Genomic DNA, 25,895 nt, shown 5'->3' on the forward strand with positions numbered 1-25,895 from the left:
ATGCGCGCGTATGAAGATTGGGTTGTTGAGGCTGAGTCGAAGGGTTTGAAAATTAGCAGCGTTGTTCTTCAGAACCAAATTGAAGAGCTGGAATTGTCCGGGGAGGCTCTCTTTGATCGTATGGGAAATAATCTTAAGGTCATGCGAGAGTCTGTTAAGATTGGTCTGAGCGGTAAACGACGTTCGGCTTCGGGTTTAGTCGGAGGAGATGCGGCAAAAGTTGAAGAACATAGAAAAAGCGGAAGTACATTAATCGGAGAAGTAATGAGCGGGGTTATAGCTAAAGCCTTGGCTGTGGCTGAAGTCAATGCTTCTATGGGCAGAATTGTCGCTGCGCCTACTGCCGGTTCTTGCGGTGTTTTGCCGGCAGTTCTGTTTACTCTTGAAGAGATTTTTCATTCGGATGAAAAGGAATTGCTCTCCGCTCTGTTTACCGCAGCTGGATTAGGAATCATTATTACCGAGAGAGCCAATGTATCAGGCGCTGAAGGCGGATGTCAGGCGGAAATCGGATCTGCAGCGGCCATGTCTGCAGCAGCGGCTGTGGAACTGGCGGGAGGATCACCAAGACAAACAGCTCATGGCGCTGCTATTGCTTTAAAGTCAATGCTTGGTCTAGTATGTGACCCGGTCGCCGGCCTTGTTGAGGTGCCTTGTGTGAAACGTAACGCTACAGGGGCAATGATTGCACTTACTGCTGCCGAGATGGCCCTTGCAGGGGTAAAAAGTGCCATTCCTATCGATGAGGTTATTGATACGATGGCGGAAATAGGTCACCAAATGTCCTGTTCTTTAAAGGAAACTGCTCAAGGCGGCCTTGCTGCAACACCAACAGGCCGAAAAATTCGAGCTGATTTTCTATGAAATTAAATCAAGTGGAGATTGTTCTTAACAATCTGCAAAAAGCGCTGATGGCTGAAGAAAAGCAAGGTTTCTTGAATACAGGGGTCCTTGGAGGATTTAGTTCCTTTCTGGGAGGAATACTTCCTAGGCTCGAACAATTATTTCCAGGGTATGATATGGCATTACTTAGAAAATTAGCCCAAAGTTATGGCGCTTGGAGTCCATTGCGCCGACGAGAGGCTTTCTCTGAATTGCGGCGCTTTCGGCAGGAAATGATGCTGGAAGCTGAAAATCGCTCTCACCAGGATCAGGGTTCTCCTGCTAAAAGAGGGTTAGCAGAACGTTTAACACCCCCGGCGATCCAAGAGACTCCCACAAGGCAGGAAGAAGACATGCAATTACATAAGCAAGAATGTCTTGAAAAAAAGCCTAAGCTCTCAAAAAAGGCTGACAGCGGCAAATCCTTGCAATTTGTCAAAGGAGTTGGACCGGAAAGAGCGAAACAACTTGAAAAATTGGGAATTGATACTATCCTTGATTTACTGCTCTACTATCCCCGCAGATATGAAGATCGTCGAAGACGAATGATCTCTGAATTAAAAGACGGAGAAGTTGCCACTGTTTCGGGGAACGTTGCAGCGGGACAAGTTATCAGAGGCAAGCTAAAGGTGGTTAAGCTGAGCATTGAGCAACAAGGGCGTTTAGTTCAGGCAACTTGGTTTAATCAGCCATTTATTCTTAAACAATATCCGGTAGGGACTAGGGTAGTTGTTACGGGAAAAGTGCGCTGGCAGCAACAAATTCCGGAAATATTGGCAACTGATATCGAAATGGATAAAACTGAGGAGTCTTCCCGTTCATCAGCGCCCCCTGATTCACCTGCGATCTTACCGGTATATTCTGAGACGGCCCGCTTGTCTTCAAAGGCGATTCGCCGAATTATCCAATATGTGCTGAAAGAGGCAGACAACATCTTTCCGGAGATAATTCCGGAGGAAGAGGTCAAGGGTTGGATGGAACGAGCAAAAGCTCATCGCGAAATCCATTTTCCGACAGACTATGAAAGCTTATCAAAGGCAAGAGATCGTTTGGTTTGGGAGGAAGTTCTGCTTTTACAATTAGCCTTCGCCAATCTGCGCCAGGGGTTAGTCAGACTTGGAAGTCCGCCGCTTACCGGAGGGGAAACGTTGATCCAGAGCTTTTTCAAACATTTGCCGTTTCAATTAACCGGAGCTCAGCAGCGTGTGATTCAAGAAATATTTCAAGATATGGCCAAGCCTCAAGGAATGGCTCGATTAGTTCAGGGGGACGTTGGTTCGGGGAAAACAGCAGTAGCTATGGCGGCCTTGCTGCGAGCGGTGGGCTCCGGATATCAGGGAGCCATGATGGCACCGACGGAAATCTTAGCCCTGCAGCATTACCAAGCCCTGGAAAAGATGTTCGCTCCTTTGGGAATCACTGTTGTTTGCTTGCTGGGCAGTCAAAGCAAAAGTGAAAGAGAGGGCATTCTGGCTGGAATCGCCGATGGCAGCTCAGAGATCGTTGTCGGAACTCATGCCTTAATTCAAGATACGGTGGTTTTTAAAGCTCTTGGGTTGGCGATTACAGATGAACAACACCGTTTTGGCGTACGCCAAAGATCGATGCTTCAAAATAAAGGTGATAACCCTCATGTCTTAGTCCTTACAGCTACACCGATTCCGAGAACGTTGGCCTTAACTCTCTATGGAGATTTACAGCTTTCCGTTCTTGATGAAATGCCTGTAGGCAGAAAACCAATCATTACAAGGAAATTGACGGAACGCAGTCGTGCTAAATTAGAAAAATTTCTTGAAGAGCAGGTAACTATAGGCCGACAAGTTTATGTCGTGTGTCCGTTAGTTGAAGAATCGGAAACTCTTGACCTTATTTCAGCAACCAAAAGGGCTTCTGAACTTCAAAATCGCTTTTCCAAATGTCGGGTGGCATTATTGCATGGTAAGATGAAGGGTTCGGAAAAAGATGAAATTATGACCGAGTTTCAAAGGGGAAACATTGATATCCTCGTTGCAACGACTGTGGTTGAGGTTGGGGTTAATGTTCCTAACGCCTCAGTTATGGTCATCGAATCGGCGGAAAGATTTGGCTTGGCCCAGTTACATCAGCTTAGAGGACGGGTTGGCCGAGGAAGTGAACAATCCTATTGCTTTCTATTGTCTGAACAATCTCAAAGCCGCCGCTTGGATATTCTTTGTCAGACTGAAGATGGTTTTAAAATTGCCGAAGAGGACATGCGTCTGCGCGGGACGGGGGAACTTTTGGGGACTCGTCAGCATGGACTCGGTCAATTACATCTTGCGGACTTTTCACGTGACGGACAACTTGTGGAAAAGGCCTATCAGATGGTCCAAAAGGCTCTGCGTCATCCTGAAAATTTCACGTTGCTTTTTCACGAAGTTCAGAGAATGTTTCCGCCTGAGAAGATTGGAGTTCATTAAGGACATGTCGTTGTCTTTAGGAACAATTAAGCAAAAGGCCAAACTTAATCTTGGTAAGAATTGCCGAGTATTGATTTTGCCTGAATGAGAATACTAGAATCAGAACAAAGCGCAAGGGTTTGAAAGCGAAGCAGCAGCGATGTAGGTCTGCTGCCTTACTGAAAAAATCTATGGAGGTGTAAGCTTTGGCTAAGTCAACGAAACCGATGGTCCAACTCACACCGGAATTAGAGAAATTCAAGTATGAAGTCGCTCAAGAGATTGGGATTGCCAATCGCAAACACAAACGCTTTCCCAATACACCGCAATAACGTTTCCCTGAAAAAAGGTCGGTTAAATTTAACCTGGCCTTTTTCTTATATAAACAAATAGAGCCCAAAGGCACTGATTTTACACGTTTGCTGCCTTAAGCCCCGCATAGGTAAATTGATCTAAATCTGCTTCCCATACCTGGCTTCGGTGGGGGTAGACTTCCCCGCCGAAGCCTCGATGCCTCGATGTTCAGCTTTAGCTGAGCGAGTTCACTGCAAATACCTTTCATAATCCTCCCGATCGATTCCTGGATGGATACTAATGGCTAGTGCTCCGGCAATAATTTTGGCAGTCGTTTGAATCAGGGAATCAATTTCCTTGGGAGTGACCATGAGGTTTCCTTGAAAAGGTGATAGAACATCGTCAATAATTTTGCTTAGGACTTCAGGTTTAATCCCTTTATAAAGTTTATATAAAGAAGGAGTAGTTACAAATTCTTTAAAAATACCTTCAACTGCGTCGTGGGCAATAATAGCAGCGTTAAGTACAGTCGGAAGGCCAATAGCAATTACTTTACAACCGACGGTTTCTTCGTTAATTCCAGCTCGAGGATTTCCAACGCCGGAACCAGGGTGAATTCCTGTATCGGCCAACTGGATACTGGTGCCGATGCGTTCCAGAGAACCTGCCGCTAAGGCATCAATGGCAATCACCAAATCGGGTTTGACGTGGTCAACGATACCTCGAATAATTTCGGCGGTCTCAATTCCCGTGGTACCAAGGACACCTGGGGAGATAGCACTAACCTTGCGCAGTTTACCTTTTAAATCGTCGGGAGAAAGTTGATAGAGGTGACGTGTCACCATAGTCTTACTGATTACTTGAGGACCCAGGGCATCCGGTGTGGCATTCCAGTTTCCCAAGCCAATGATCAAGACACTGGCATCTTCTCTAAGGCCCATTAATTCAGTTAATTGGTCTGCTAGTATTTGGGTAATAGAATCATGGATAGAATAATCGTTAGTTCTTATTTCCGGAGCATCAATAGTAATATATTGTCCTTTTGGTTTACCGATGGCGTCGACTCCTTCGTCGGTTTCAACCGTAATAATAGTTACTTTGGCATGATCCAATGTTTGTTCATCCATAATGACTCCCGGAATTTCTTCTCCGCTCTCCCCTCGAAGGAGCTGATGCGCTTCGACTGCTAGGTCAACCTGGACATTAAGTTGGCGATAAAGCTGAGATTTATTCATAGTTCTTGGCTCCTTTTCTTGCTTTATGAGAGTGAATAAAGATTAGTTATATCCGCTTAAAAAAGTCACTGGGGCTTTGTTAAGCTCCCAGTGAACAGAGAGGAAAAACGAAAGGAAGAGCTGGATGGGGGAAGAGTATTCAATGCCCATTTCAAAATCATTGAATACCAAAGATAGTATGGGCAAAAACAAAAATGATATTCAAAGAAATTGAGAAAGAGTTCAGAGTATTTGTGTTATACTTAACGTAAAATGTCTAACTGACCAAATTATTGGCTGAAAAGCTTAATAAGCTCTGCTATAATGGAGTTTGGAGGGTATATGAGAATCATAGCAGGTGAGATGCGGGGACGAATTCTGAAAGCTGTCGAAGGAATGCTGACGCGTCCTACCTCAGATAAAGTTAAAGGCGCTATATTTAATGTTTTAGGAGAACGCGTAATTGATGCCCGCGTTTTAGACCTGTTTTCGGGTACGGGAAACCTAGCCTTGGAAGCTCTTTCTCGAGGAGCCCGCGAGGCAGTATTAGTAGAAAAAAGCCATAATGCACTTAAAGTTATTCAGGAGAATATCGGCTGTCTCGGCTTAGGACCGAGGACGAAAGTCTTGCATATGGATGCTTTTAAGTACTTAGAAAACTGTTCAGCTGAAGTCTATGACTTGATTTTTTTAGATCCCCCTTACCATAAAGAATTAGTCCTTCAGTCGTTAAAAACTCTAAGTTCCAGTATTTACTTAGCACCTAACGGTGTTATCATTGCGGAAACAGCAAAAGATGAACCATTAGATGTGGATGATGCTTTCTTTCCTTTGGAAATTCGAAAAACCGGTTTATATGGCGATACAAAAGTATGGTACATCCAGAGAAAGGATGTCTAACGAGGGGGAGGATTTACGTGGAAGACGATGTTTTGAGTTTGCTTAATGAAGTGGAAGAGATTATTGATCATGGGCCTAAGATTCCTATGACAGGAAAAGTACTTGTGGATGATGCCGTGATTTTTGAACTCCTTGATCGTGTGCGTGCCGCTTTGCCGGAAGAGTTGGAAAATGCTAAATGGGTGCTGAAAGAGCGGCAACGGATACTCGATGAAGCGCAAGCTGAAGCTCAAAAAGTTATGGAACGGGGAAAAGCTTACGTTGATAAGATGGCTGTTGACCATGAGGTTGTGAAGCAAGCTCAGGCTTATGGAGAGGATATTGTCAGACAAGCTCAGACCTTTGCTCATAATGTTAAGGCAGGTTCGGTTCAATATGCTGATGAGATGCTTCAACATGTGGAGCAAAGTTTGTATGATACCCTTCAATCGTTAAGAAGGAATCATGAAGAATTAAAGAGTCTTGCCAAGGAAGACAAAGAACAAAAGACAACCATTGAAAGTGAGAAGGAGGAGTAAAGGAAATAAGCTCCTTCTTCTCTTTTTTCTTAACTCCGATGTTCAACTTTAGCTGAGCGAGTTCACTAGTAAGAGTTAACGACGCAGCCGCTGGCTTGCAGCAAGAGAAAAGAGAATACCCGATGCTCCTAAAAACATGAGTAAACTTAGATGCCATGTATTCCAGGCCTGAGACATAGGACTTAATGTTTGTGGGGACAGAGCAAGGACTGGTATTTTAGTGTAGTTTAAGAAGAGCTGACTCAATCCTAAAGCGAAAATGCCATGAAGTATTCTGGCTGCAATAAAAGGTGTGATCCGTAAGTCTGTACCGCTGATGAAACCGATCACTTGAGCGAAGACGGATAAACCGCTCCACCCCATGAGGAAGGTTAGCAGGGCTATTTGCTGTTTGAGAATCGGAACTGTTTGGATGCTTTGCTGACAGCCAATGGTCATTTCGAGAAGGCCGTTGTAAAAGGCTTGGTGTATTGATATGGGGATTATCCTTAAAAAATAATGACTCAAAGATGCTAAGAATAATGTAATATGCCAAATATTCAGAAGACGGAGAATTACGGAAAAAAAGGCCATAAATCCAGCGACCATAAGAACTGTAGTAAAACTTTGCTTAATGGAATCACTGAGAATCTGTCCGATGGTTCGTTTATCTTGAAGCTGAGCTGTTTTTAGTTCCTGCCAGGCACGTCTGAAGGAAGGGAATTTGAGCGGCTGAGCGGGGGAGGCAGTTTTACGGTAAAAGCGAAAGAGAAATCCTACCAACAGATTGGCAAGATACACTGAAGCGGCTAGGACGATCCCGAGCGCCGGTTGGCCTAACATTCCTGAGGCGACTGCGCCAAACATGAACCCCGGACTGGGGTTGTTGGTAAATGCTAAAAGTCGTTCTCCTTCAATGCGGGATATTTCCCCGGATTTACGGAGACGGGCAGTCAGAACTGCTCCCATTGGAAATCCTGAGGTATATCCCATTGCCACCACAAAGGCCGCTTGGCCCGGCAGGCGAAAAATAGGACGCATAAATGATTCAAGAAAGACACCGAGAAAATGAACAAAACCTGAAGACATGAGAAGTTCTGAGAGAATAAAAAATGGAAGCAAGGCCGGGAGAACAAAACGCCACCATAAGGTTAAGCTTGCAGCGGCAGAATTCAGAACTTCTTGAGGATAAATAAACATGCCGAAGGCAAGGAAACTTAAACTTAATACACGAATCACGACAGACATACTAAAAATCACACCTTCCTTCCCCTTCTCTGATAATTTATATGGAAGAATGCCAGGCTCTAGAAGTTGTGACGAGGAGGAAGGTGAAAATTCCTTTTGACGATGTGGGAAAACGTTAGCGAAATCTTCTGAAATTGGAAGAAAAATGGAGATAGGGCTTGAAATAACCTAAAAAATTGTGCTACACTCACTTAGTAAAAAACAAATTATTGATGGAAAAATATGGAGCGCTGGAATTAGAAAAAATAAAAAACTTTTCGGAAAGACTAAGGTTATCTAAAAACAGAAATCGAAGTGAGACCGGAAAAAAACGAAGGGGATTAGAAATGAAAATTCTCGTAATAAACTGTGGAAGTTCTTCATTGAAGTATCAGGCTATTGATATGAATACTAATAACCCGGTTGCTAAGGGTTTAGTGGAGCGTATTGGCCTTCAAGGGTCAGTTCTCACACATACTACTGCTTCGGGTAAAAAAGAAGTTAAGAAAACGAGCATACCGAATCATTCCGTGGCCATAGAACTTGTGCTTAAAGAATTGGTATCTCCAGAATACGGCGCCCTCAAAGATTTAAGTGAAATTACGGCAGTAGGCCATCGGGTTGTTCATGGTGGAGAAAAATTCTCGAAGTCTGTAGTTATTGATGATGCAGTAATGAAAGCACTAGATGAATGTATAGAACTTGCTCCTTTACACAATCCACCCAATATTGCTGGAATTAAAGCTTGTCAGTCTATCATGCCAGGCGTACCTCAAGTTGCAGTTTTTGATACCGCTTTCCATCAATCCATGAATCCGGATAGTTATATTTATGGATTGCCTTATGAGTTTTATCAGAAATATGGCATCCGCAAATACGGTTTTCATGGAACTTCCCATAAATATGTCAGTCAACGGGCTGCCGTTCTGCTCCAAAAACCCCTTAAGGACTTAAAATTAATTAGTTGTCACTTAGGGAATGGTGCTTCTATTTCCGCCATCAAGGGCGGAAAGTCTATCGAAACGTCTATGGGCTTTACTCCTTTAGACGGCCTGCTCATGGGAACCCGTTCCGGGGCTCTGGATCCGGCGATTGTAACCTATATTATGAACAAAGAAAACTTTAATGTTGACCAAATGAATGAATTCTTGAATACCAAATGTGGTGCCTTAGGAGTTTCAGGAATAAGCAGTGACTTTAGAGATATTGAAGTTGCAGCAGCACAAGGCAATTTCCGTGCTCAGCTGGCCTTGGATATTTTTGCTCATGATGTTCGGGAGTATATTGGAGCCTATGCCGCTGAATTAGGCGGTCTTGATGCCATTATCTTTACGGCAGGAGTTGGAGAAAATTCGGCGAGCACTCGTGCGTCTATCTGCGCTAACATGGAGTTCTTTGGAATCGAACTTGATTTAGAGAAAAATAAAGTTCGGGGTGAAGAAGTCGACGTTTCTAAACCGAATGCCAGGTGCCGAGTTCTGGTGATTCCAACCAATGAAGAACTGATGATTGCTCTCGAGGCTCAGGAATTGACAGCAAAATAGGATGTAAAGAGTTTTCCTTGACAAAGAAAAATGTGCCAACTATAATGTAGTATGTGTATTGGGGTGAATTAAAGTGAAAGTGAATGTTGCCCAGGTTCGTCACAGATCTGGAGAAAGTATCTATTTTGATTTAACGGAAGATTTTTCCCCGTTTGAATTAGGAACAGAAACATTCTCGTTTTCAGCGCCTGTACACGTAAAACTTCAGGTAATCAACACAAATAAAGCAGTGCTGGTTAAGGGGACAATTGAGACGGAACTTAAAGTGGTGTGTGGAAGATGTTTAGAACCTTTTAATTATCCTCTTAATTTGCCTTACCAGGATGAATGGGTTTTCCCTGCGCAAGCTACGGAAGAATTGCTGGAATCAGCACTTCTTTTAGAAAAGGATGACGTTGATATTACGCAACGCATTTCTGAACAAATTGTGTTAGCTTTGCCTATGAAGTTTATCTGTTCAGAGGATTGTCGAGGCTTGTGTTTAACCTGTGGTGTAAATCTCAACCAAACCACGTGTTCGTGTAAAGAGGACGTCGTTGATCCTCGACTTGCAGCATTGGCCAAATGGCAAGCTAATGACTAATCAATTTACGAGTACCTAAAGGGGGTGTAATCATGGGTGTTCCGCAACATCGCCAATCAAAATCAAGAGTACGTAAACGCCGGGCTATGTGGAAAATCACTGCACCAAACCACATTGAATGCCCCCAATGCCATAAACCGAAATTGCCGCATTATATTTGCCCAAACTGTGGGTATTATAATTCCAAGGTTGTAATTTCAAAGGAAGCTTAAGGTTTAGCAGCAAACAAAGAATTCTATGATTAGAGTTCTTTGTTTTTTTCTGCATATTTTTCGACAGGGTAATTTCTTGTAATGAAGATAGATATGGTTTATAATTGTGACCAGGTCACAATTGCGAAATGAGATTTTAGCTGAACGCGTTCACTGGTTAAGATGATCGAGAATATAAAGTAAGATTTGGTGATAGCAGTGGTTCGATATGGTAAGGATGAACGTCGCAAAATTCTTGAAGCAGAGTTAAGCAAACATCCTTTTTTTACGGATGAAGAACTTGCTCTTCGCTTTAGAGTGAGTGTTTCAACGATTCGTTTAGATCGCGGAGTCCTGGGAATTCCTGAACTGAGAGAACGGACCAGGGCAGTCGCCCAGGAAGCATATTCAACGTTAAAATCTTTAGATGATCAAGAAGTCATAGGAGAGCTTCAGGAATTAATTATCGGGGAAAGGGCCCGTTCCACTATGATAATCGAGGAAACCATGGTTTTGGCGAAAGCAAGAGTTGCACGGGGACATTATCTCTTTGCTCAGGCTAATTCTTTAGCGATTGCTTTAGTGGATGCTCCAATGGCTTTAACCGGCAGTGTAGAACTTAAGTTCATTCGTCCGGTCCAGTTAGGGGAAGTTGTTGTAGCAGAAGGCAAGGTTACAAAACGAAAAGGGGACAAATATTGGGTAGATGTCCTTTTGCAAGCTAATACAGAGGCTGTACTTCGCGGACATTGGGTTCTATTTGCCAAGGAGCGAGGGGAAGTACGTGAAACGGAGATGGAGTAGATGAAAATTGCCGTAGATGCTATGGGAGGAGACTATGCTCCCGAAGAGATTGTGAAAGGAGCCTTGAGGGCAGCAGAAGCAAACTCTGAATTACATCTGCTGCTGGTTGGGCAAAAAGAACGGATCCAACCCTTCTTGTCTGGTTCATGTCCGGATAACCTTTCCTTGGTTGAGGCTTCAGAAGTGGTGGAAATGGGTGAACATCCGGCAAACGCTGTGCGCAAGAAGAAAGATTCGTCGATTGTGGTGGCTACCCGCTTAGTAAAGCAAGGTGATGCTGACGCGCTGATCAGTGCCGGCAGCACAGGTGCACAAATGGCAGCATCTTTGCTGGGCTTAGGGCGCATCAAGGGTATTGAACGTCCTGCAATTGCGACAGTGCTGCCAACAGCACAAGGGGGAAAATTAGTTCTCGATGTGGGAGCTAACTTGGACGCTTCCCCGGAACAACTTTGCCAGTATGGGCTTATGGGGAGTGTCTATGCTGAAAAAATCTTAGGAATTCCTAAGCCGCGGGTCGCGCTGTTAAATATCGGCAGTGAGGAAGGCAAGGGAAATGATTTAACCCAAAAAGCTTATGGACTCCTGAAAAATGCTCCCCTAAATTTCTTGGGTAATATTGAAGGTCGGGATGTGCCTTTCGGCCGGGCCGATGTGGTTGTTTGTGAAGGTTTTGTAGGCAATGTGTTGTTGAAAACGGCAGAAGGTCTGGCAGGGGCCTTATTTGAGCAGATTAAGGAAAAGATTACCTCTACTGCGCTGCGCAAGTTAGGAGCTTTAGCGGTTAAACCGGGCTTAAAGGAGATCGCCCAAATGATGGATTATGCTGAATATGGTGGTGCTCCTCTGTTAGGGGTCAATGGAATCAGCATTATCTGTCATGGAAGCTCGAAAAGCAAGGCGATATTCAATGCAGTCCGCGTTGCTCGGGAATGTGTGCAGATACAGCTCCTGGAACAAATAAAAAGTAATTTGCCAAAGTAACGTGTTTCAAATAATTAATAGAGAGGACTGCGGCTATGAAAAGTGTTGGAATTGTCGGGACAGGGTCCTTTGTTCCGGAAAAGGTTTTAACGAATGCTGATATGGAGAAACTTGTAGAGACAAATGATGAATGGATCATCACACGAACGGGGATTCGTGAAAGGCATATTGCGGCTAAAGATACGCCGGTGTCAGAGTTATGCTATCAAGCAGGGTTAAAAGCGTTAGAAGATGCCAAGATAAGCCCGGAAGAGGTTGACCTTGTGATTGTGGCAACCGTTACGGGAGACTATGCTTTTCCTTCAACTTCATGTCTAGTCGCTGATCGCTTAGGTGCTAAAAATGCCGCGGCTTTTGATGTGCAGGCAGGATGTACAGGCTTTATTTACGGAGTAACGACGGCCAGTCAATTCATTGCCGCTGGTATGTATAAAACCGTTCTTGTCATTGGCGGGGAAACATTAAGTAAAATCCTGAATTGGACCGATCGCAGCACCTGCGTTCTTTTTGGTGACGGTGCAGGAGCAGCCGTATTACAGCCTGTGGAGGAAGGCTATGGCTTTCTGAGTTTTGAATTGGGATCAGATGGTTCAGGAGGTAAGCTGTTAGCCCAGACTGCCGGCGGGTCAATGCATCCGGCTAGTAAGGAAACCGTTGAGAAAAATTTACACACGATTCAGATGGAGGGCAAGGAAGTTTATAAATTTGCCGTGCGGATCATGGGTGATGTTTCAGTAAGTGTTCTAGAAAAGGCAGGTTTAGCCAAAGAAGATGTGGATTTGCTTGTGCCCCATCAAGCAAATATTCGAATTGTCGATGCATCTGTCAAACGTTTGGGTATTTCACCGGAAAAAGTGGTTGTTAATCTGGACAAGTATGGTAATATGTCGGCGGCTTCCATTCCCGTGGCCCTTGATGAAGCGGTAAAAGCGGGTCGTCTCCATGAAGGGGATGTGATTGTCATGGTTGGGTTTGGAGCTGGATTGACTTGGGGGGCCTGTGTCCTGAAATGGATGAAAGTGGGAAAAAAGCATGATTAAAACAAGAATCTGTGAGCTAATAGGCATAGAATACCCTATTTTTCAAGGGGGAATGGCTTGGGTTGCAACGGGGGAGTTAGCGGCAGCAGTTTCGGAAGCAGGCGGCCTTGGGATCATTGGCTCGGGTCAGGCACCGGCGGATTGGCTGCGCGTGGAGATCGGCAAAGTCAAGAGAATTACGACAAAACCTTTTGGTGTTAATGTCATGCTAATGTCACCGTTTGTAGATGAAGTCATGCAGGTGATTCTCGAAGAGCGTGTTCCCGTCATCACGACCGGAGCAGGTAATCCTGGAAAATATGTTCCTGAACTCAAAGAAGTTGGCACGAAGGTGATCCCAGTCGTTGCTTCGGTAGCCTTAGCCAAACGCTTGGAAAAGGTCGGAGTTGACGCACTTATTGCCGAAGGTATGGAGTCCGGTGGACATATTGGAGAAATTGGAACCTTTCCTTTGATTCCGCAAATTGTGGATGCGGTAGATATACCAGTCATAGCGGCAGGCGGGATTTTAGACGGCCGGGGACTCGTCGCGGCCATGGCTCTCGGCGCAGAAGGGGTACAAATGGGGACTCGCTTTATGTGTGCTCAAGAGTGTACGATCTCTCCTCTTGTTAAAGAAAAAATTATAAAAGCTAAGGATCGTTCGACAGTTGTTACCGGGAGGTCAACCGGACACCCGGTTCGCTGCTTAGATAATCGGTTTACACGAGAATTTGAACAGTATGAGAAAGAAGGCATGGCAGGGGCTGAGCTCGAAAAGCTTGGTCAGGGAAAACTCCGCCTGGCAATGGTTGAAGGAGACGTTGAGAACGGTTCAATCATGGCTGGGCAGATTGCCGGAGCGGTAAAGCAAATTGAACCCGCTGCCATGATTGTTCAGGATATCATGCAATCAGCCGAAAAAGAATATTCACGTCTAACGACTTTGCTTGGAAAGAAGGGAGACTGAGGTTGAATAAACTAGCGGTTGTCTTCCCGGGCCAGGGCTCTCAATATGTTGGCATGGGAAAGGAATTGTTGCAAACAGCAAGCGGGAAAGGGGCTTATGAGACAGCCCGGGAGGTCCTGGGAACATCTTTCTTAGAACTTTTGGAAAAGGGCCCTGAAGAAGAGCTTCAGCAAACGGCAAACACTCAGCCGGCAATTCTTCTTGTGAGTATTGCTGCTTGGCTTCAGCTTCAAGAGGCTGGTATTAAGCCTGATTATGTGGCAGGGCATAGCCTGGGTGAATATTCAGCTCATGTCGCCGCAGGCAGTTTAACTTTGGCGGAGGCCCTAAACGTTGTGAGACGGCGGGGAGAACTGATGCAAAAGGCAGTTCCAGCAGGAGGCGGAATGGCAGCTATTTTGGGGTTAACGGCAGAAAAAGTAGAAGAAGCTTGTCAACGAGGAGCGGAGCTGGGTGTTGTTGCTCCGGCGAATTTCAATTGTCCTGGGCAAGTGGTGATTTCCGGAGAGCTGCCGGCGGTGACCCGGGCCATGGAGATTGCCAAGGAACTGGGAGCAAAAAGAGCTGTACCTCTTGCCGTGAGCGGACCCTTTCACTCGAGGTTAATGAGGAAGGCAGGAGAAGAACTTCTTTCAGTTTTAGAACAGGTTCATTGGGCCACTCCAAGCTGTCCGATTGTTGCTAATATTGATGCCGGAGAGGTCGCTTCTGCAGAGCGTACTGTGCAATCCTTGGTTGACCAGGTCAGCGGACCTGTGAGGTGGGAACAGTCTGTGCGCTATCTTGTTGATTCAGGTGTTGATACATTTATTGAGTGTGGACCCGGCAAGGTTTTAACCGGGCTGATCAAGAAAATTGCCCCGGGGGTTAACCTTCTCCGCGTTGAGGATAAGGAGAGCTTAGAAAAGTCACTTGCATATTTGAAGGAGAGTCGTTAAAATGGTGCTGAATGAAAGCGTAGCTATCGTTACTGGAGGCGGTCGGGGAATTGGACGTGCTATCGCCCTTGAATTGGCTGCTGCGGGCGTCAAGGTTGTTGTCAATTATGCGGGCCGTTCTGATAAAGCGGAGGAGACCGTTTCCTTAATCCGCCAGGCAGGAGGAGAAAGCATAGCTGTTCAGGCAGACGTCAGCCAAGCTGCTGACGTGGATCACTTAGTTCAAATGGCTCTCGAGCATTTTGGGAAAATTGACATTCTTGTCAATAATGCAGGGATTACCCGGGATGGTTTAATGCTGCGTATGAAAGAAGCGGATTGGGATGCGGTCTTGGCAACGAATCTCAAAGGAGTTTTTTTATGTACGAAGGCTGTCAGCAAAGGAATGCTCAAACAACGGTCGGGAGTCATTGTGAATATTTCTTCAGTAGTCGGTTTATCCGGTAATGCCGGTCAGGCTAATTATGCGGCTGCAAAGGCCGGAATTATCGGCTTGTCTAAGGCCACGGCTAAAGAGTTTGCTTCTCGGGGAATACGAGTCAATGTAGTTGCGCCGGGGTATATTTGTACGGATATGACGGAAACATTACCCGAAGGGGTGCAAAATGAGATTCTGCAAACCATTCCTTTAGGCCGTATAGGTAAGCCGGAAGAAGTTGCCAAAGTTGTCCGATTCTTAGCATCACCGGAATCGGCTTACATAACAGGTCAAGTCTTATGTGTTGACGGTGGTATGGAAATGTAAATGAGTGATGTTTGTCAGCGAGAGGAGGTGAAGAAACACCATGGGAGTTTTCGAACAAGTTAAAGCCATCGTCGTCGAGCAGCTTGGGGTCGACGAAGCAACGGTTACCCAGGAGACCTCCTTTGAAGAGCTGAATGCAGATTCTTTGGATATCGTTGAATTGATTATGGCTCTGGAAGAGGCCTTCGATATGGATATTCCGGATGAAGAAGCTGAAAAAATCCGGACAGTCGGGGATGCAGTCAATTACATCAAGGAAAACAAATAATCACAAAAGTCCCGTACACAGTTGCGGGGCTTTCTGTTAAAGAGTTTGTTTTTTTCTGAAGTATCAATACTTCTGAGAAAATTTAAATAAATTAGGTTTTATAATAATTATTAAGTATGGGGTATAACTCTGACGGGAGGAAACATTAGTGAAAATACCCGAACTTCATATTGCAGATTTGGTAGCCAAAATTCCCATCATCCAGGGAGGAATGGCTGTTCGAATATCCATGGCTCCCCTGGCAGCCGCAGTGGCTGAAGAAGGCGGAATTGGCCTGATTGCGGGCAGTGGCTTGTCTGTGGAAGAATTGATTGCAGAAATTCGTGAAGCTCGTCGGCGAACAAAGGGGATTATTGGAGTTAATATTATGTTTGCGGTTCGAGAATTTGCCCAGTTGGTGCACGCTGCTTTTGAAGAAAAAATAGACCTTCTGGTCTCTGGAGCAGGATTCTCAAGAGATATGTTTTCCTGGGGGAAGGAAAAGGGTATCCCCGTAGTACCGATTGTTTCAACTGCTAAACTTGCTAAGTTATCCGAAAAGCTGGGCGCCGCCGCCGTTATCGTGGAAGGGACAGAAGCGGGCGGTCATCTCGGTACAGATCGTTCCATCCATGACATCCTGCCGGAAGTAATTGCGGCGGTAAATATCCCGGTAATAGGTGCCGGTGGAGTTACTGACGGCCAAGGCGTGGCAGAAATGCTGAAATCCGGCGCAGATGGCGTGCAGATGGGAACCCGTTTCGCAGTCAGTGAAGAGAGCAGCGCTGCTGAAGAATGGAAAAACGAAATGATTAAGGCCAAGGAAGAGGACATTGTTATTATTCATAGTCCAGTGGGTTTGCCGGGAAGGGGAATAAGAAATCCTTTTACAAAGGCCCTGGAGGCTCATGACAATGTCAAGTCTAAGGGATGCGCCATGTGTCTTAAACATTGCGAGGGTAACTTTTGTATCATGCACCGCCTGATCAGGGCTCAAGAGGGCGATGTTCATGACGGCTTGATTTTTTCCGGTGCCAAGGTTCATAAAATCAATGAGGTCAAATCGGTTCATGAAATTTTTGAGGATATAAAAGAAGGAATAGAAAAGGCTTAAGGAGGAAGAGATTTGAAACATCGTGCGGTAATCACAGGGATGGGTGTCATCTCTCCCGTTGGCAATCAACTTGAGGAATTTTGGAATAACTTGATTGGAGGCAAGTCAGGAATCGGGTTATTAACTCGTTTTGATACGTCGAACTTATCAACGAAGGTTGCGGGAGAAGTTAAAAATTTTGAACCCACAGAGTGGATCGATAAGAAAGAAAGCCGTCATATGGACCGCTTTGCCCAATTTGCTATTGCGGCTGCCAAACTTGCTGTACAAGATTCCGGTCTTGATTTTGAGAACGTTAATAAAGAACGGGCTGGTGCCGTGATGGGATGCGGGATCGGCGGAGTCATTACCTTTGAAGAACAGAAAGAGGTGTTGATGAACCGGGGCAGCAACCGAATTAGTCCTTTTTTTGTTCCCATGTTGATTGGCAATATGGCCGCCGGGCATTTGTCGATTGAATTTGGCTTAAAAGGTTCCAGCATGACGATTGTGACGGCTTGTGCTTCATCAACAAATGCGGTGGGAGAGGCCCTGCGCTTAATTCAGCGCGGAGATGCCGATGTTATCTTATGTGGAGGGACAGAAGCTCCCTTAACGGCTCTGGCCTATGCCGGATTTTGTTCCATGAAAGCCATGTCAACAGAAAAGGAAAACCCTGAGCAGGCCTGTCGTCCTTTTGATCAGCGGCGCAGCGGTTTTGTCATGGGTGAGGGAGCAGGGGTTTTGGTTTTAGAATCCTTAGAGCATGCCAAGGCTCGCGGCGCCCGGATTTATGCTGAACTTGCTGGTTATGGCAGCACTTCTGATGCCTATCATATTACAACACCCGTTCCCGGCGGTGCCGGCGCGGCTCGGGCAATGCAAATGGCGATCGATGATGCAGGCCTGAACGTTAACGAGGTAGATTATATTAACGCTCATGGAACCGGAACGGGGCCCAATGATTCAACTGAAACGGCGGCAATCAAAACGGTCTTTGGAGATGCTGCTTCAAAATTAGCAATTAGTTCGACGAAGTCCATGACAGGACATTTAATGGGAGCCGCCGGAGCTATCGAAGCGATTATTTGTACTTTAGCTATTGAGCGCGGTGTAATTCCGCCTACGGCGAATTATGGCGAGCCAGACCCGGAATGTGATTTGGATTATGTTCCTAATCAAGCACGCTATCAGGAGGTGAAGGTATCAATGTCCAATTCTTTAGGGTTTGGGGGACATAATGCCACCATTATCTTGAAGAAATTTTCCGAATAACAGGGTAAGGAGATCTTGAGAAATGGGACAAAGGAACCACAGCTCGATGCCTGTCTCTGCAAAGTCAGATGGGAAATCGGGACGGAAACGTTATGGATTTATCTCCAGCAAAAAAGACCTGGGACTTAATTTGGCAAAGCGATTGGGATTGGATGCTCCTCCCAATCGACTCTTTATTACTGCTTTGACTCATCCTTCCTATGTCTTTGAAAATCCCCAGTCGGGCAGAGAAAATAACCAGCGCCTGGAGTTTTTAGGAGATGCAATTTTGGATTTTGTCGTTGCTGAGTATCTGTATCTTAATTATCCTGACCGTCCGGAAGGAGAACTCACTAAAATGAGGGCTGCTGTTGTCAATGAAACAACTTTAGCCCGTAAGGCCCATGAGATTAGTTTGGGGCAGGAACTCTTACTTGGCAAAGGAGAACAAGTCTCAGGCGGGCGAGAAAGGCCTTCAATTTTAGCTGATGCCTGGGAGGCTGTTATCGGCGCGATATATTTGCAATATGGTTTTCAAGAGTCAAGGCGAGTTATTTTAGAAATGCTTAAACCCGCCATTGACGACGTTGCTCAAGGAAATTATGGTGACTATAAAACAATGCTGCAAGAAAAGGCCCAGCACCAAGAAATTGAAGTGAGTTATCAAATTTTGATTGAAGAAGGTCCTGATCATAATAAATCCTTTACAGCCGGGGTTTTTCTGCGAGGAAAGCTGATGGGTAAAGGAATCGGCCGGACAAAGAAGGAAGCAGAACAGCACGCTGCCCAGCAGGTCTTAGAGAACTGGGGGAAAGAAAGCGATGAGTCCTGAGAATTTCCCCGTATTCTTGAAGGAAATTCATATTCAAGGATTTAAATCGTTTGCTGATCGCGTTAAATTAGAGCTTGGTCATGGTCTTAGTGTTATCGTAGGGCCCAATGGAAGCGGTAAAAGTAATGTTGCGGATGCCGTGCGTTGGGTTTTGGGGGAGCAGAGTGCCAAGAGTCTGAGAGGCTCCAAAATGGAAGACGTAATTTTTGCCGGAAGCACTAAGCGCAAACCTGTAGGTATGGCCGAAGTTTCTCTGATTTTTGATAATGAAACAGGAATGTTTCCTTTGGACTTTCGCGAAGTTACCGTAACCCGTCGAGTTTATCGCGATGGCGAAGGACAATATTTGATTAACAAAGCGTCATGCCGCCTGAAGGATATTCAAGAGTTATTTATGGATACCGGGGCTGGTAAGGAAGGATTTTCGATCATTGGGCAGGGGCGGGTTGAGGAAATTTTAAATCTTAAGTCGGAAGAACGTCGATCATTGATTGAAGAAACGGCTGGGATTACAAAATACCGTTATCGGAAGCGCGAAGCTTTAAAACGCCTTGATGCTACAACCACTAATCTCCAACGTCTTGAGGATATAATCCAAGAGATTGAGGGACAATTGACTCCTCTGGCTGCCCAAGCCCAAGTGGCCGAAGAAAGCCTTGCCCTTATGGCTGAACAAAAATCCCTGGAAATTCAAGCTGTCGTTTTAGATGTTGCCGATGTCAAACAGAAGTTGGCGGCAGCAACGCAGGATTCTGAAACAATGAAACACGGCTTAATAGAAGCTCAGACTCTTTTAAGTCAAATAGAAAGCCAAGATCTGCAGCAAAAAATTAAGCTCAAAACGATGGATGAAGAAATTCAGGCCAAACAAGCAGAGGCTTTCCAGGCTGAACAGGCCTATAATTCTGTAAAACATGAGCAGAGTTTACGTTTGGAACGAGCAAATAATTTTAAGGAACAAATTGAACGTTTAGCCCAGGAGATGAACGAGGGTGAAGATAAACTTCGGCAATTAGAACAGCGTCAGCAAACCTTGACGGCAAAACAAGCAGTTCTAAGCTTAACGGTAGAGGAATCCCGTCAAAGGGTTGCTGAACATGAGTCTAAATTAGCAAATGCCCGGGACCATGAACTGAGAGAAGATATCGACCGTTTAAAAGCCGATCTCTTTGAAGCGATGACAGAACAAGCGAATTGTTCGAATGCTCTTACGGGTATGAGACATTCCCTAGCCTCACTGGAGCAGCAGCTTCTGCAACTACAACGTGAGCAAGCCAATAAGGAACATGAACTCCAAACCATGACGGAGGAAGCGGAAGCCCAAGAACAGGAACTTTTCCGTTTGCAGGAGCAAGCAGAAGCTTATCAGCGGGAAAAAGTCCAACTTCAGTCGGAGTTGGAAAAGCTAAAGGGATTACGCCAAGCTAAAACTGGCGAATTGCAGCATCATCGCACAAGAATGGATCAAACTCGCGCTCGGTTACATGCCTTACAAAGTTTGGAGGATTCCCTGGAGGGATATCAACGCGGGGTCCGAGAGGTGATGCTCGCGAAGAAAAAAGGAATTCGCGAAGGTTCTGGACTCTGTGGTACTGTGGCCGATTTGATTTCTGTGCAGGAGAACCATGAAGTCGCCATAGAAACAGCTCTCGGAGCGGGCCTGCAAAATGTCGTCGCTGAAAATGAACAAGCTGCTAAAACCGCGATAGGATATTTAAAAGCCCATCAGCTGGGAAGAGTTACCTTCTTGCCTTTGGATGTAATTCAAGGCAACAGGATGAGTGTCGCTAGAACTGTGGAAAATGATCCCGGATTTATTGGAATTGCCGTAGATTTGGTAGGCTATGATCCCAAATACCAAAAGGCTATTGAATTTCTGTTGGGCCGTATCGTGGTTGTCACAGATATGGATGCTGCAACACGGATCGCACGAATGTCCGGGTATAAGCTGCGAATTGTTACATTAGAAGGGGACCAAGTACACCCGGGAGGTTCCTTATCTGGCGGCAGCATTCATCGCAAAGGCGGAAATCTGCTGGGGCGTTCGCGTGAAATAGAAACACTGCGCTCTGAATTAAGTCAATTGGAAAAAAACTATAAGGAAAAAGAACAGGAATCCCTGAGGCTGGAAAGTCAAGAAAGAGAGCTTCAAGAAAATCTGGAAACCTTAATTCAGAAGCAGCGTCGAGAAAAAGAACGTCAGGTCATCCTTAAAACGGCCAATGACAATTCCTTAGGCCAGATACGGCGCATCGGTAACGATTTGAGTGGGTTAGATCAGCGTAAACAGGGAACCCTGCGGGAGATTGACGAAATAACTCTGAATTTGCAAAAGAGTACGGAGCAATTTGAAAAAGCAGAAAATAATTCCCGCAGGATACGCGCAGAATTTAATCAACGAGAACAAGAAGCACAAACAGCTGCCGACGAACTCAATCAAGGCAGGGAGCTGTTGACCCAGGAAAAGGTAAGCTTAGCTAAGTGGGAGCAAGAACTGGCCCAGTGCTCAGAGCAAATTGGACAGGAAAAAGAAACTTACAGAGAAAGTGAACAAAGTCTTAAACAGAAAAAACATAACTTCTTTACCTTCCAGCATAACCTTGAGACGGTCGACAAAGAACAACTGGAATTAAACGAGAGTCTGGAAAGCCATGGCAAGGCTCAGGAGTCTTTGCAATACTCTCTGATGAAGCTAAGACAGGAGAAGGAAGACCTATTAGCCCGAGCCCAGGCACTAGAACAAGAAATGCATGCTCAAAGTCAAAAAGTCCACACAAATGAACAACGTTTACATGCCAATGATCTTCGGATTGTTCGCTGGGAGACAGAGTGCCAAACAGGGCTAACCCGTCTTGAAGAGGAGTTTTCCCTTCAATGGGAAGAAGCTGTGACTTATCTTACCCAAGAAGAGAGAACAGCTATCGGGAAAAGAGTTCAAGAATTAAAACGGCGCATTGAGGAACTTGGCCCGATTAATCAGGCGGCTATTGAAGAATTTCCTAAGCTGCGTGAACGAAAGGAATTTATGCTGGCTCAGCAAAAGGATTTAGTTGAAGCTGATCAGACACTGCGCCAATTAATTAATGAGCTTGATGAAACTATGAGTGTCCGCTTTTTAGAAAGTTTTAATGCCGTGAACTCGGCCTTTCAAGAAGTCTTTAAGGAGCTTTTCATTGGCGGCAATGCCGAACTGTCTTTAGTTGAACCTGATAAATTATTAGAAACGGGTGTGGAGATTATCGCCCAGCCGCCCGGTAAAAAACCTCAGCTGCTTTCACTGCTTTCCGGGGGGGAACGGGCTTTAACAGCAATAGCTCTCCTTTTCGCCCTCTTGCGCGTAAAACCCAGTCCATTTTGTATTTTAGATGAAATTGAAGCCTCTCTCGACGATGCTAATGTACAGAGGTTTGCCCAGTATCTTCACCGCTTATCTGACTCAACGCAATTTGTGGTTATTTCGCATAGAAAAGGGACTATGGAATCGGCGGACATTTTGTATGGGATTACTATGGAGGAGAGCGGGGTTTCTAAGCTGCTTTCGGTACGGTTGAATGAGAGACTTGCATGAGAGACTTGCATGATACGTCGCTCGGTCATACGTTCGCAGAGCAAACTACCCGTTCAAGCTTTTTCTTTGGGGAGCGGGGTTCATCCTCCGGCGATAGTATTTTTTGAAGAATCCGCCTCCGGCGATAATCTCCACTGGAGATTATCGTACCATAAGCGCCATCCATGGCGCTATGGTGGCGGTGCACATCCCTGTGCACCGCCCCGTGTCTGGGGTCGCTTTCACGGAGTTTGCTGAGCTGCTCACGTAAAGACCTCACTCCCGTATCATGCTGCGTCTCGGACTTGGGTCGGGGGACGTAAAAAGCGGAATCTCGGGCGAATCGGGTATGATTTTTTGTTTGGGCCAAATAAAGAAGGAATTAACGAAACAATCCTTGTCCGGGGTCGGCTTAGGAATCGAAATGGAGACGGAACTTTGGGTGACGGCACAAAAATGAGCACCGTCTGCTGTGGGTGGATCGGGAGATGCTCTTTTGTTGGGGTCAAATAAAGAAGGAATTAACGAATCAGTCCTTGTCCGGAATCGGTTTGGAAAACGAAAACGGGAGACGGAATTTGGGGTGACGGCACATAAATGTGCGCCGTCTGTTTTGGAACGGACTAGGGGACAGTGAGTAGACAAGGTAAGGAGAGAGAGTTCTCCTGACCGAATATAATGGAGTTTTTTGAGTTATATTATAGGGATTGGTTTAGTAACAAGAAAACCGACCCCTTTTTGACTTGCTATTTTGGTTACATAAAGATATGGTATATATGGTAAACAATTCATCAGTATTTTGTTTTTGGCATGAGTTGAGCAAAAACGACATACAAAATGAGTGATACCATCTATGTCTGATTTCGGTCTGTGAATTGTGATTTCGAATCACGATATGGGAGGGTGGCATAGTACAGTATGGCAGGTTTTTTTTCGCAGCTGAAGGCTGGTCTAACGAAAACACGTCAAAATTTCGTGGAAAAAGTTGAGCAAATTTTTACCGGTTATAAAAAAATTGATGAAGAGTTATTTGAGGAATTGGAAGAGGTATTGATTCGTTCAGATGTTGGAGTTAATACCTCCATGGAGCTGGTTGAACGTTTGCGCAAAGAGGTGAAACAGCGGAAGATTTCTGATCCTCAAGAGTTGACTAAGGTTCTTCAAGAGCTGATTGTGGAATTGTTAGGTGAGGAGGAAACGATTGCTTTTGCGGCGCGGGGGCCGAGTATTATTCTGGTCGTTGGAGTTAATGGAGTTGGTAAGACGACGACGATCGGGAAGCTTGCTAATCGTTTTAAAAAGGATGGAAAACGTGTTGTTCTGGCTGCCGGGGATACGTTTCGGGCAGCGGCTATTGATCAATTGGAGGTTTGGGGAGAACGTTCGGGAGTTGAGGTGATTAAGCAGCGTGAAGGTGCTGATCCGGCTGCGGTTGCATATGATGCGGTGCAGGCAGCAAAGTCGCGCGATTTAGATGTTGTTCTTGTGGATACCGCGGGACGTCTTCATAATAAAGTGAATTTAATGGAAGAATTGCGAAAGGTTAAGCGGGTGATCGAGCGGGAAATTCCTGGTGCGTCTCAGGAAGTTCTTCTCGTGTTAGATGCGACAACTGGCCAAAACGCCTTGCAGCAGGCAAAATTATTCCAAGAGGTTGCCGGGGTTACGGGAATTGTTTTAACAAAACTCGATGGAACGGCAAAAGGCGGCGTTGTTCTGGGAATTCAGGGGGAAACGCGAATTCCTGTGAAATGGATTGGAATCGGTGAGGGTATGGAAGATTTGCGCCCCTTTGTGCCCAAAGACTTTGCTGAGGCTCTTTTCGGCAATTCTGAGGAGTGATAATTTGCGTCAGTTTGCCTTAATTGGCGGTACAGGTGTTGAAAATTTCACCTTAATGGATCAATGTTTGCTTACGGTGGAGACACCTTATGGGACAGTTCACCCAATGGTTGGGAAGATTGCGGGCCGTGAAATTGTTTTTTTAAGCCGTCATGGCCATGGACATGCTGCCCCTCCTCACTTGGTGAATTATAGGGCCAATATTTGGGCTCTGCATTCTTTGGGAGTGCGCAAGATTTTAGCGACAGCAGCAGTCGGTTCTTTATCCCGAAATTATCGTTTGGGTGAATTAGTTCTTTTAAGTCAGTTTTTAGATTTTACTAAGAGTCGTCCTCAAACATTTTTTGAAGGCGAAGATCAGGGAGTCCTCCATGTGGATATGACTGAACCTTATTGTCCTTATCTGAAGAAGGCTGTTTTGGATGTGTCCGAAAAAATTGGGATTGTAGTTAAGGATGGGGCATGTTATGTTTGTACAGAAGGGCCGAGATTTGAGACGCCTGCGGAAATACGGATGTTTCAGCAGCTCGGAGCGGATGTGGTTGGCATGACAAGTGTCCCGGAAGTAGTTTTGGCGCGGGAACTCGGGATGTGTTATGCTTCTGTCGGAATGGTAACTAATGAAGCCGCTGGGATTGCGGATCATCGCTTAAGTCATGCTGAAGTAACGGAGAGTTTGAAAAACTTAGGTAGGAAGGCCGCGGAACTCCTTCAGGGAACCTTTGAGGTTTTGTCTCCTGAACAGAGTTGTTGGTGTCCTTCTGCGAATCAAGAAGTTGGTAAGTTTTAGAAAGGGCGGTGGGATGATGAAATCAATCGAATGGCTGGGAAATATTTTAAGAATATTAGATCAGACCAAGTTACCTAGAGAAACGGCCTACCGAGATGCTAAATCCTATGAGGAAGTTGCCGAAGCTATTGAAAAAATGGAAGTTCGCGGAGCTCCTGCTATTGGGGCTGCAGTGGCCTATGGCTATGTGCTCGGTGCCCTCGAATATAATGGTCCCAGACAAGGCTTGACAGACTTTATGGAAACAGTCCAGGGGCGTTTAGCCCAGACGCGTCCAACAGCAGTGAATTTGTTTTGGGCCTTGCGCCGCATGGAAGATCGTTTGCGTGATTGCTGGGAAATTGAGGACTTGGACGGAGTGCGGAAGGCACTTATCGAGGAAGCTGACCGTATTGCTGAAGACGATCGGCGTATGAATCGATTGATTGGAGAACTTGGGAATGAGGTTGTTCCGGAGAAAGGTAATATCCTTACACACTGCAATGCCGGAGCTTTAGCGACTGTAGAGTATGGAACGGCGTTAAGTGTTATTCGTACTGCTTATTCTTCCGGTAAATCAATTCACGTGTATGCGGATGAAACAAGGCCTTTGTTACAGGGGGCAAGACTAACTGCTTTAGAGCTTATGAATGACAAAATCCCTGTGACATTAATAGCTGATAATATGGCGGGCTCACTAATGCAGCAAGGCAAAGTCGACTTAGTTATTGTGGGGGCAGATCGTATCGCTGCCAATGGAGATACAGCCAATAAAATAGGAACGTATTCCTTAGCGGTTTTGGCTCAGGCCCATGAAGTTCCCTTTTATGTGGCGGCTCCAACCTCAACTATTGATTTAAAAGTTGCCACAGGGCAAGAGATTCCTATTGAAGAAAGACCGGCTAAAGAAATGAAAGAATGTTTTGGCGTGCCTATGGCTCCTGAAGATGTTAACGTTTACAATCCGGCTTTTGATGTTACTCCGGCGAAATATATTACGGGAATCATCACGGAGAAAGGAATTGTCACGGCACCATATTCAGTCAACCTTCTTAAGTTAATGGTGCGTTCTTAAGGTGATAGGCACAATGTAGGGAGTGAT

The 25,895-nt window shown here is 45.4% G+C and carries 25 protein-coding genes; 23 read left to right on the plus strand and 2 right to left on the minus strand.

The features are described 5' to 3' along the window. The 3 genes from sdaAA to DEAC_RS16160 all read left to right on the plus strand — a co-directional run bounded on the left by sdaAA (position 1) and on the right by DEAC_RS16160 (position 3,631). Complete coding sequence (gene sdaAA, locus DEAC_RS16150) at positions 1 to 864, plus strand: L-serine ammonia-lyase, iron-sulfur-dependent, subunit alpha (RefSeq protein ID WP_047811114.1); 864 nt, start codon at positions 1 to 3, stop codon at positions 862 to 864. Then, positions 861 to 3,320, plus strand: coding sequence for an ATP-dependent DNA helicase RecG (gene recG / locus DEAC_RS16155; RefSeq protein WP_047811115.1), 2,460 nt, complete (start codon positions 861 to 863; stop codon positions 3,318 to 3,320). The genes sdaAA and recG overlap by 4 nt, the downstream gene beginning before the upstream one ends. 185 nt (positions 3,321 to 3,505) lie before the next feature. Next, on the plus strand, positions 3,506 to 3,631 hold the full coding sequence (locus DEAC_RS16160) for a small, acid-soluble spore protein, alpha/beta type (RefSeq protein WP_140417726.1): 126 nt from the start codon (positions 3,506 to 3,508) through the stop codon (positions 3,629 to 3,631). Between the two features lie 210 nt (positions 3,632 to 3,841). Here DEAC_RS16160 and gpr read toward each other — a convergent pair whose 3' ends face one another. Then, on the minus strand, positions 3,842 to 4,828 hold the full coding sequence (gene gpr / locus DEAC_RS16165; RefSeq protein ID WP_047811116.1) for a GPR endopeptidase: 987 nt from the start codon (positions 4,826 to 4,828) through the stop codon (positions 3,842 to 3,844). Between the two features lie 321 nt (positions 4,829 to 5,149). Between gpr and rsmD the strand changes: the two genes are divergently transcribed. Together rsmD and DEAC_RS16175 are read left to right on the plus strand one after the other, a co-directional pair. After that, positions 5,150 to 5,707 carry a 16S rRNA (guanine(966)-N(2))-methyltransferase RsmD gene (rsmD, locus tag DEAC_RS16170; protein ID WP_047811117.1) on the plus strand — a complete coding sequence of 186 codons (558 nt, stop codon included), beginning with the start codon at positions 5,150 to 5,152 and terminating at the stop codon, positions 5,705 to 5,707. 17 nt (positions 5,708 to 5,724) lie between these two features. Further along, entirely contained in the window at positions 5,725 to 6,225 is a 501-nt protein-coding gene (locus DEAC_RS16175; protein WP_172408252.1) for an ATPase, read from the plus strand. A gap of 75 nt (positions 6,226 to 6,300) precedes the next feature. On the opposite strand, the gene ylbJ is transcribed toward DEAC_RS16175, so the two are convergent. Beyond that, complete coding sequence (gene ylbJ, locus DEAC_RS16180; protein ID WP_047811234.1) at positions 6,301 to 7,452, minus strand: sporulation integral membrane protein YlbJ; 1,152 nt, start codon at positions 7,450 to 7,452, stop codon at positions 6,301 to 6,303. A gap of 326 nt (positions 7,453 to 7,778) precedes the next feature. On the opposite strand from ylbJ, the gene DEAC_RS16185 reads away from it, so the two are divergent. From DEAC_RS16185 to mtnA, 18 genes are all read left to right on the plus strand, one after another. Next, complete coding sequence (locus DEAC_RS16185; RefSeq protein ID WP_047811235.1) at positions 7,779 to 8,975, plus strand: acetate/propionate family kinase; 1,197 nt, start codon at positions 7,779 to 7,781, stop codon at positions 8,973 to 8,975. 73 nt (positions 8,976 to 9,048) lie between these two features. Next, on the plus strand, positions 9,049 to 9,558 hold the full coding sequence (locus tag DEAC_RS16190) for a YceD family protein (RefSeq protein WP_047811119.1): 510 nt from the start codon (positions 9,049 to 9,051) through the stop codon (positions 9,556 to 9,558). Between the two features lie 32 nt (positions 9,559 to 9,590). Beyond that, on the plus strand, positions 9,591 to 9,770 hold the full coding sequence (gene rpmF, locus DEAC_RS22870) for a 50S ribosomal protein L32 (protein WP_014828530.1): 180 nt from the start codon (positions 9,591 to 9,593) through the stop codon (positions 9,768 to 9,770). 198 nt (positions 9,771 to 9,968) lie between these two features. Next, the gene (fapR, locus tag DEAC_RS16195) at positions 9,969 to 10,553 is read left to right on the plus strand and encodes a transcription factor FapR (protein WP_047811120.1); all 585 of its coding nucleotides are present in this window, start codon (positions 9,969 to 9,971) and stop codon (positions 10,551 to 10,553) included. After that, complete coding sequence (gene plsX / locus DEAC_RS16200) at positions 10,554 to 11,537, plus strand: phosphate acyltransferase PlsX (protein WP_047811121.1); 984 nt, start codon at positions 10,554 to 10,556, stop codon at positions 11,535 to 11,537. A 35-nt stretch (positions 11,538 to 11,572) separates the two neighbouring features. Then, the gene (locus DEAC_RS16205) at positions 11,573 to 12,577 is read left to right on the plus strand and encodes a beta-ketoacyl-ACP synthase III (protein ID WP_047811122.1); all 1,005 of its coding nucleotides are present in this window, start codon (positions 11,573 to 11,575) and stop codon (positions 12,575 to 12,577) included. After that, positions 12,570 to 13,526 (plus strand): enoyl-[acyl-carrier-protein] reductase FabK, encoded by a 957-nt coding sequence (gene fabK / locus DEAC_RS16210; RefSeq protein WP_047811123.1) that lies wholly within the window; start codon positions 12,570 to 12,572, stop codon positions 13,524 to 13,526. The genes DEAC_RS16205 and fabK overlap by 8 nt, the downstream gene beginning before the upstream one ends. A gap of 2 nt (positions 13,527 to 13,528) precedes the next feature. Next, positions 13,529 to 14,464, plus strand: coding sequence for an ACP S-malonyltransferase (gene fabD, locus DEAC_RS16215; protein WP_047811124.1), 936 nt, complete (start codon positions 13,529 to 13,531; stop codon positions 14,462 to 14,464). 1 nt (position 14,465) lies between these two features. Continuing rightward, a complete protein-coding gene (gene fabG, locus DEAC_RS16220) occupies positions 14,466 to 15,209 on the plus strand; it encodes a 3-oxoacyl-[acyl-carrier-protein] reductase (protein ID WP_047811125.1) in 744 nt (247 codons plus the stop codon). Positions 15,210 to 15,249: 40 nt separating this feature from the next. Then, positions 15,250 to 15,477 (plus strand): acyl carrier protein, encoded by a 228-nt coding sequence (acpP, locus tag DEAC_RS16225; RefSeq protein WP_014828523.1) that lies wholly within the window; start codon positions 15,250 to 15,252, stop codon positions 15,475 to 15,477. A gap of 148 nt (positions 15,478 to 15,625) precedes the next feature. Continuing rightward, on the plus strand, positions 15,626 to 16,570 hold the full coding sequence (locus DEAC_RS16230) for an NAD(P)H-dependent flavin oxidoreductase (RefSeq protein ID WP_047811126.1): 945 nt from the start codon (positions 15,626 to 15,628) through the stop codon (positions 16,568 to 16,570). 12 nt (positions 16,571 to 16,582) lie between these two features. Continuing rightward, positions 16,583 to 17,824, plus strand: coding sequence for a beta-ketoacyl-ACP synthase II (gene fabF, locus DEAC_RS16235; RefSeq protein ID WP_083996230.1), 1,242 nt, complete (start codon positions 16,583 to 16,585; stop codon positions 17,822 to 17,824). Between the two features lie 22 nt (positions 17,825 to 17,846). After that, a complete protein-coding gene (gene rnc / locus DEAC_RS16240) occupies positions 17,847 to 18,635 on the plus strand; it encodes a ribonuclease III (RefSeq protein ID WP_047811127.1) in 789 nt (262 codons plus the stop codon). Continuing rightward, positions 18,625 to 22,203: a chromosome segregation protein SMC gene (gene smc, locus DEAC_RS16245; RefSeq protein ID WP_047811128.1), complete on the plus strand. Its 3,579-nt coding sequence runs from the start codon at positions 18,625 to 18,627 to the stop codon at positions 22,201 to 22,203. Before rnc ends, smc begins: the two co-directional genes overlap by 11 nt. A 268-nt stretch (positions 22,204 to 22,471) precedes the next feature. Beyond that, positions 22,472 to 22,642: a hypothetical protein gene (locus tag DEAC_RS23620; RefSeq protein ID WP_161796463.1), complete on the plus strand. Its 171-nt coding sequence runs from the start codon at positions 22,472 to 22,474 to the stop codon at positions 22,640 to 22,642. Positions 22,643 to 23,100: 458 nt separating this feature from the next. Continuing rightward, the gene (gene ftsY, locus DEAC_RS16250; protein ID WP_047811129.1) at positions 23,101 to 24,024 is read left to right on the plus strand and encodes a signal recognition particle-docking protein FtsY; all 924 of its coding nucleotides are present in this window, start codon (positions 23,101 to 23,103) and stop codon (positions 24,022 to 24,024) included. Between the two features lie 4 nt (positions 24,025 to 24,028). Further along, a complete protein-coding gene (mtnP, locus tag DEAC_RS16255) occupies positions 24,029 to 24,814 on the plus strand; it encodes an S-methyl-5'-thioadenosine phosphorylase (RefSeq protein WP_083996232.1) in 786 nt (261 codons plus the stop codon). 16 nt (positions 24,815 to 24,830) lie between these two features. After that, positions 24,831 to 25,868 carry an S-methyl-5-thioribose-1-phosphate isomerase gene (gene mtnA / locus DEAC_RS16260; protein WP_047811130.1) on the plus strand — a complete coding sequence of 346 codons (1,038 nt, stop codon included), beginning with the start codon at positions 24,831 to 24,833 and terminating at the stop codon, positions 25,866 to 25,868. Positions 25,869 to 25,895 lie beyond the last annotated feature (27 nt).

The organism is Desulfosporosinus acididurans, assembly GCF_001029285.1.
Classification (GTDB): Bacteria; Bacillota; Desulfitobacteriia; order Desulfitobacteriales; family Desulfitobacteriaceae; genus Desulfosporosinus; species Desulfosporosinus acididurans.

Excerpts from the sequence above, each read along its gene's own strand:
- sdaAA (WP_047811114.1), top strand. The coding sequence starts at position 1 with ATGCGCGCGTATGAAGATTGGGTTGTTGAGGCTGAGTCGAAGGGTTTG.
- recG (WP_047811115.1), top strand. The coding sequence starts at position 861 with ATGAAATTAAATCAAGTGGAGATTGTTCTTAACAATCTGCAAAAAGCG.
- gpr (WP_047811116.1), bottom strand. The coding sequence starts at position 4,828 with ATGAATAAATCTCAGCTTTATCGCCAACTTAATGTCCAGGTTGACCTA.
- rsmD (WP_047811117.1), top strand. The coding sequence starts at position 5,150 with ATGAGAATCATAGCAGGTGAGATGCGGGGACGAATTCTGAAAGCTGTC.
- ylbJ (WP_047811234.1), bottom strand. The coding sequence starts at position 7,452 with ATGTCTGTCGTGATTCGTGTATTAAGTTTAAGTTTCCTTGCCTTCGGC.
- DEAC_RS16185 (WP_047811235.1), top strand. The coding sequence starts at position 7,779 with ATGAAAATTCTCGTAATAAACTGTGGAAGTTCTTCATTGAAGTATCAG.
- rpmF (WP_014828530.1), top strand. The coding sequence starts at position 9,591 with ATGGGTGTTCCGCAACATCGCCAATCAAAATCAAGAGTACGTAAACGC.
- plsX (WP_047811121.1), top strand. The coding sequence starts at position 10,554 with ATGAAAATTGCCGTAGATGCTATGGGAGGAGACTATGCTCCCGAAGAG.
- DEAC_RS16205 (WP_047811122.1), top strand. The coding sequence starts at position 11,573 with ATGAAAAGTGTTGGAATTGTCGGGACAGGGTCCTTTGTTCCGGAAAAG.
- fabK (WP_047811123.1), top strand. The coding sequence starts at position 12,570 with ATGATTAAAACAAGAATCTGTGAGCTAATAGGCATAGAATACCCTATT.
- fabG (WP_047811125.1), top strand. The coding sequence starts at position 14,466 with ATGGTGCTGAATGAAAGCGTAGCTATCGTTACTGGAGGCGGTCGGGGA.
- acpP (WP_014828523.1), top strand. The coding sequence starts at position 15,250 with ATGGGAGTTTTCGAACAAGTTAAAGCCATCGTCGTCGAGCAGCTTGGG.
- rnc (WP_047811127.1), top strand. The coding sequence starts at position 17,847 with ATGGGACAAAGGAACCACAGCTCGATGCCTGTCTCTGCAAAGTCAGAT.
- smc (WP_047811128.1), top strand. The coding sequence starts at position 18,625 with ATGAGTCCTGAGAATTTCCCCGTATTCTTGAAGGAAATTCATATTCAA.
- DEAC_RS23620 (WP_161796463.1), top strand. The coding sequence starts at position 22,472 with ATGCTGCGTCTCGGACTTGGGTCGGGGGACGTAAAAAGCGGAATCTCG.
- ftsY (WP_047811129.1), top strand. The coding sequence starts at position 23,101 with ATGGCAGGTTTTTTTTCGCAGCTGAAGGCTGGTCTAACGAAAACACGT.
- mtnA (WP_047811130.1), top strand. The coding sequence starts at position 24,831 with ATGAAATCAATCGAATGGCTGGGAAATATTTTAAGAATATTAGATCAG.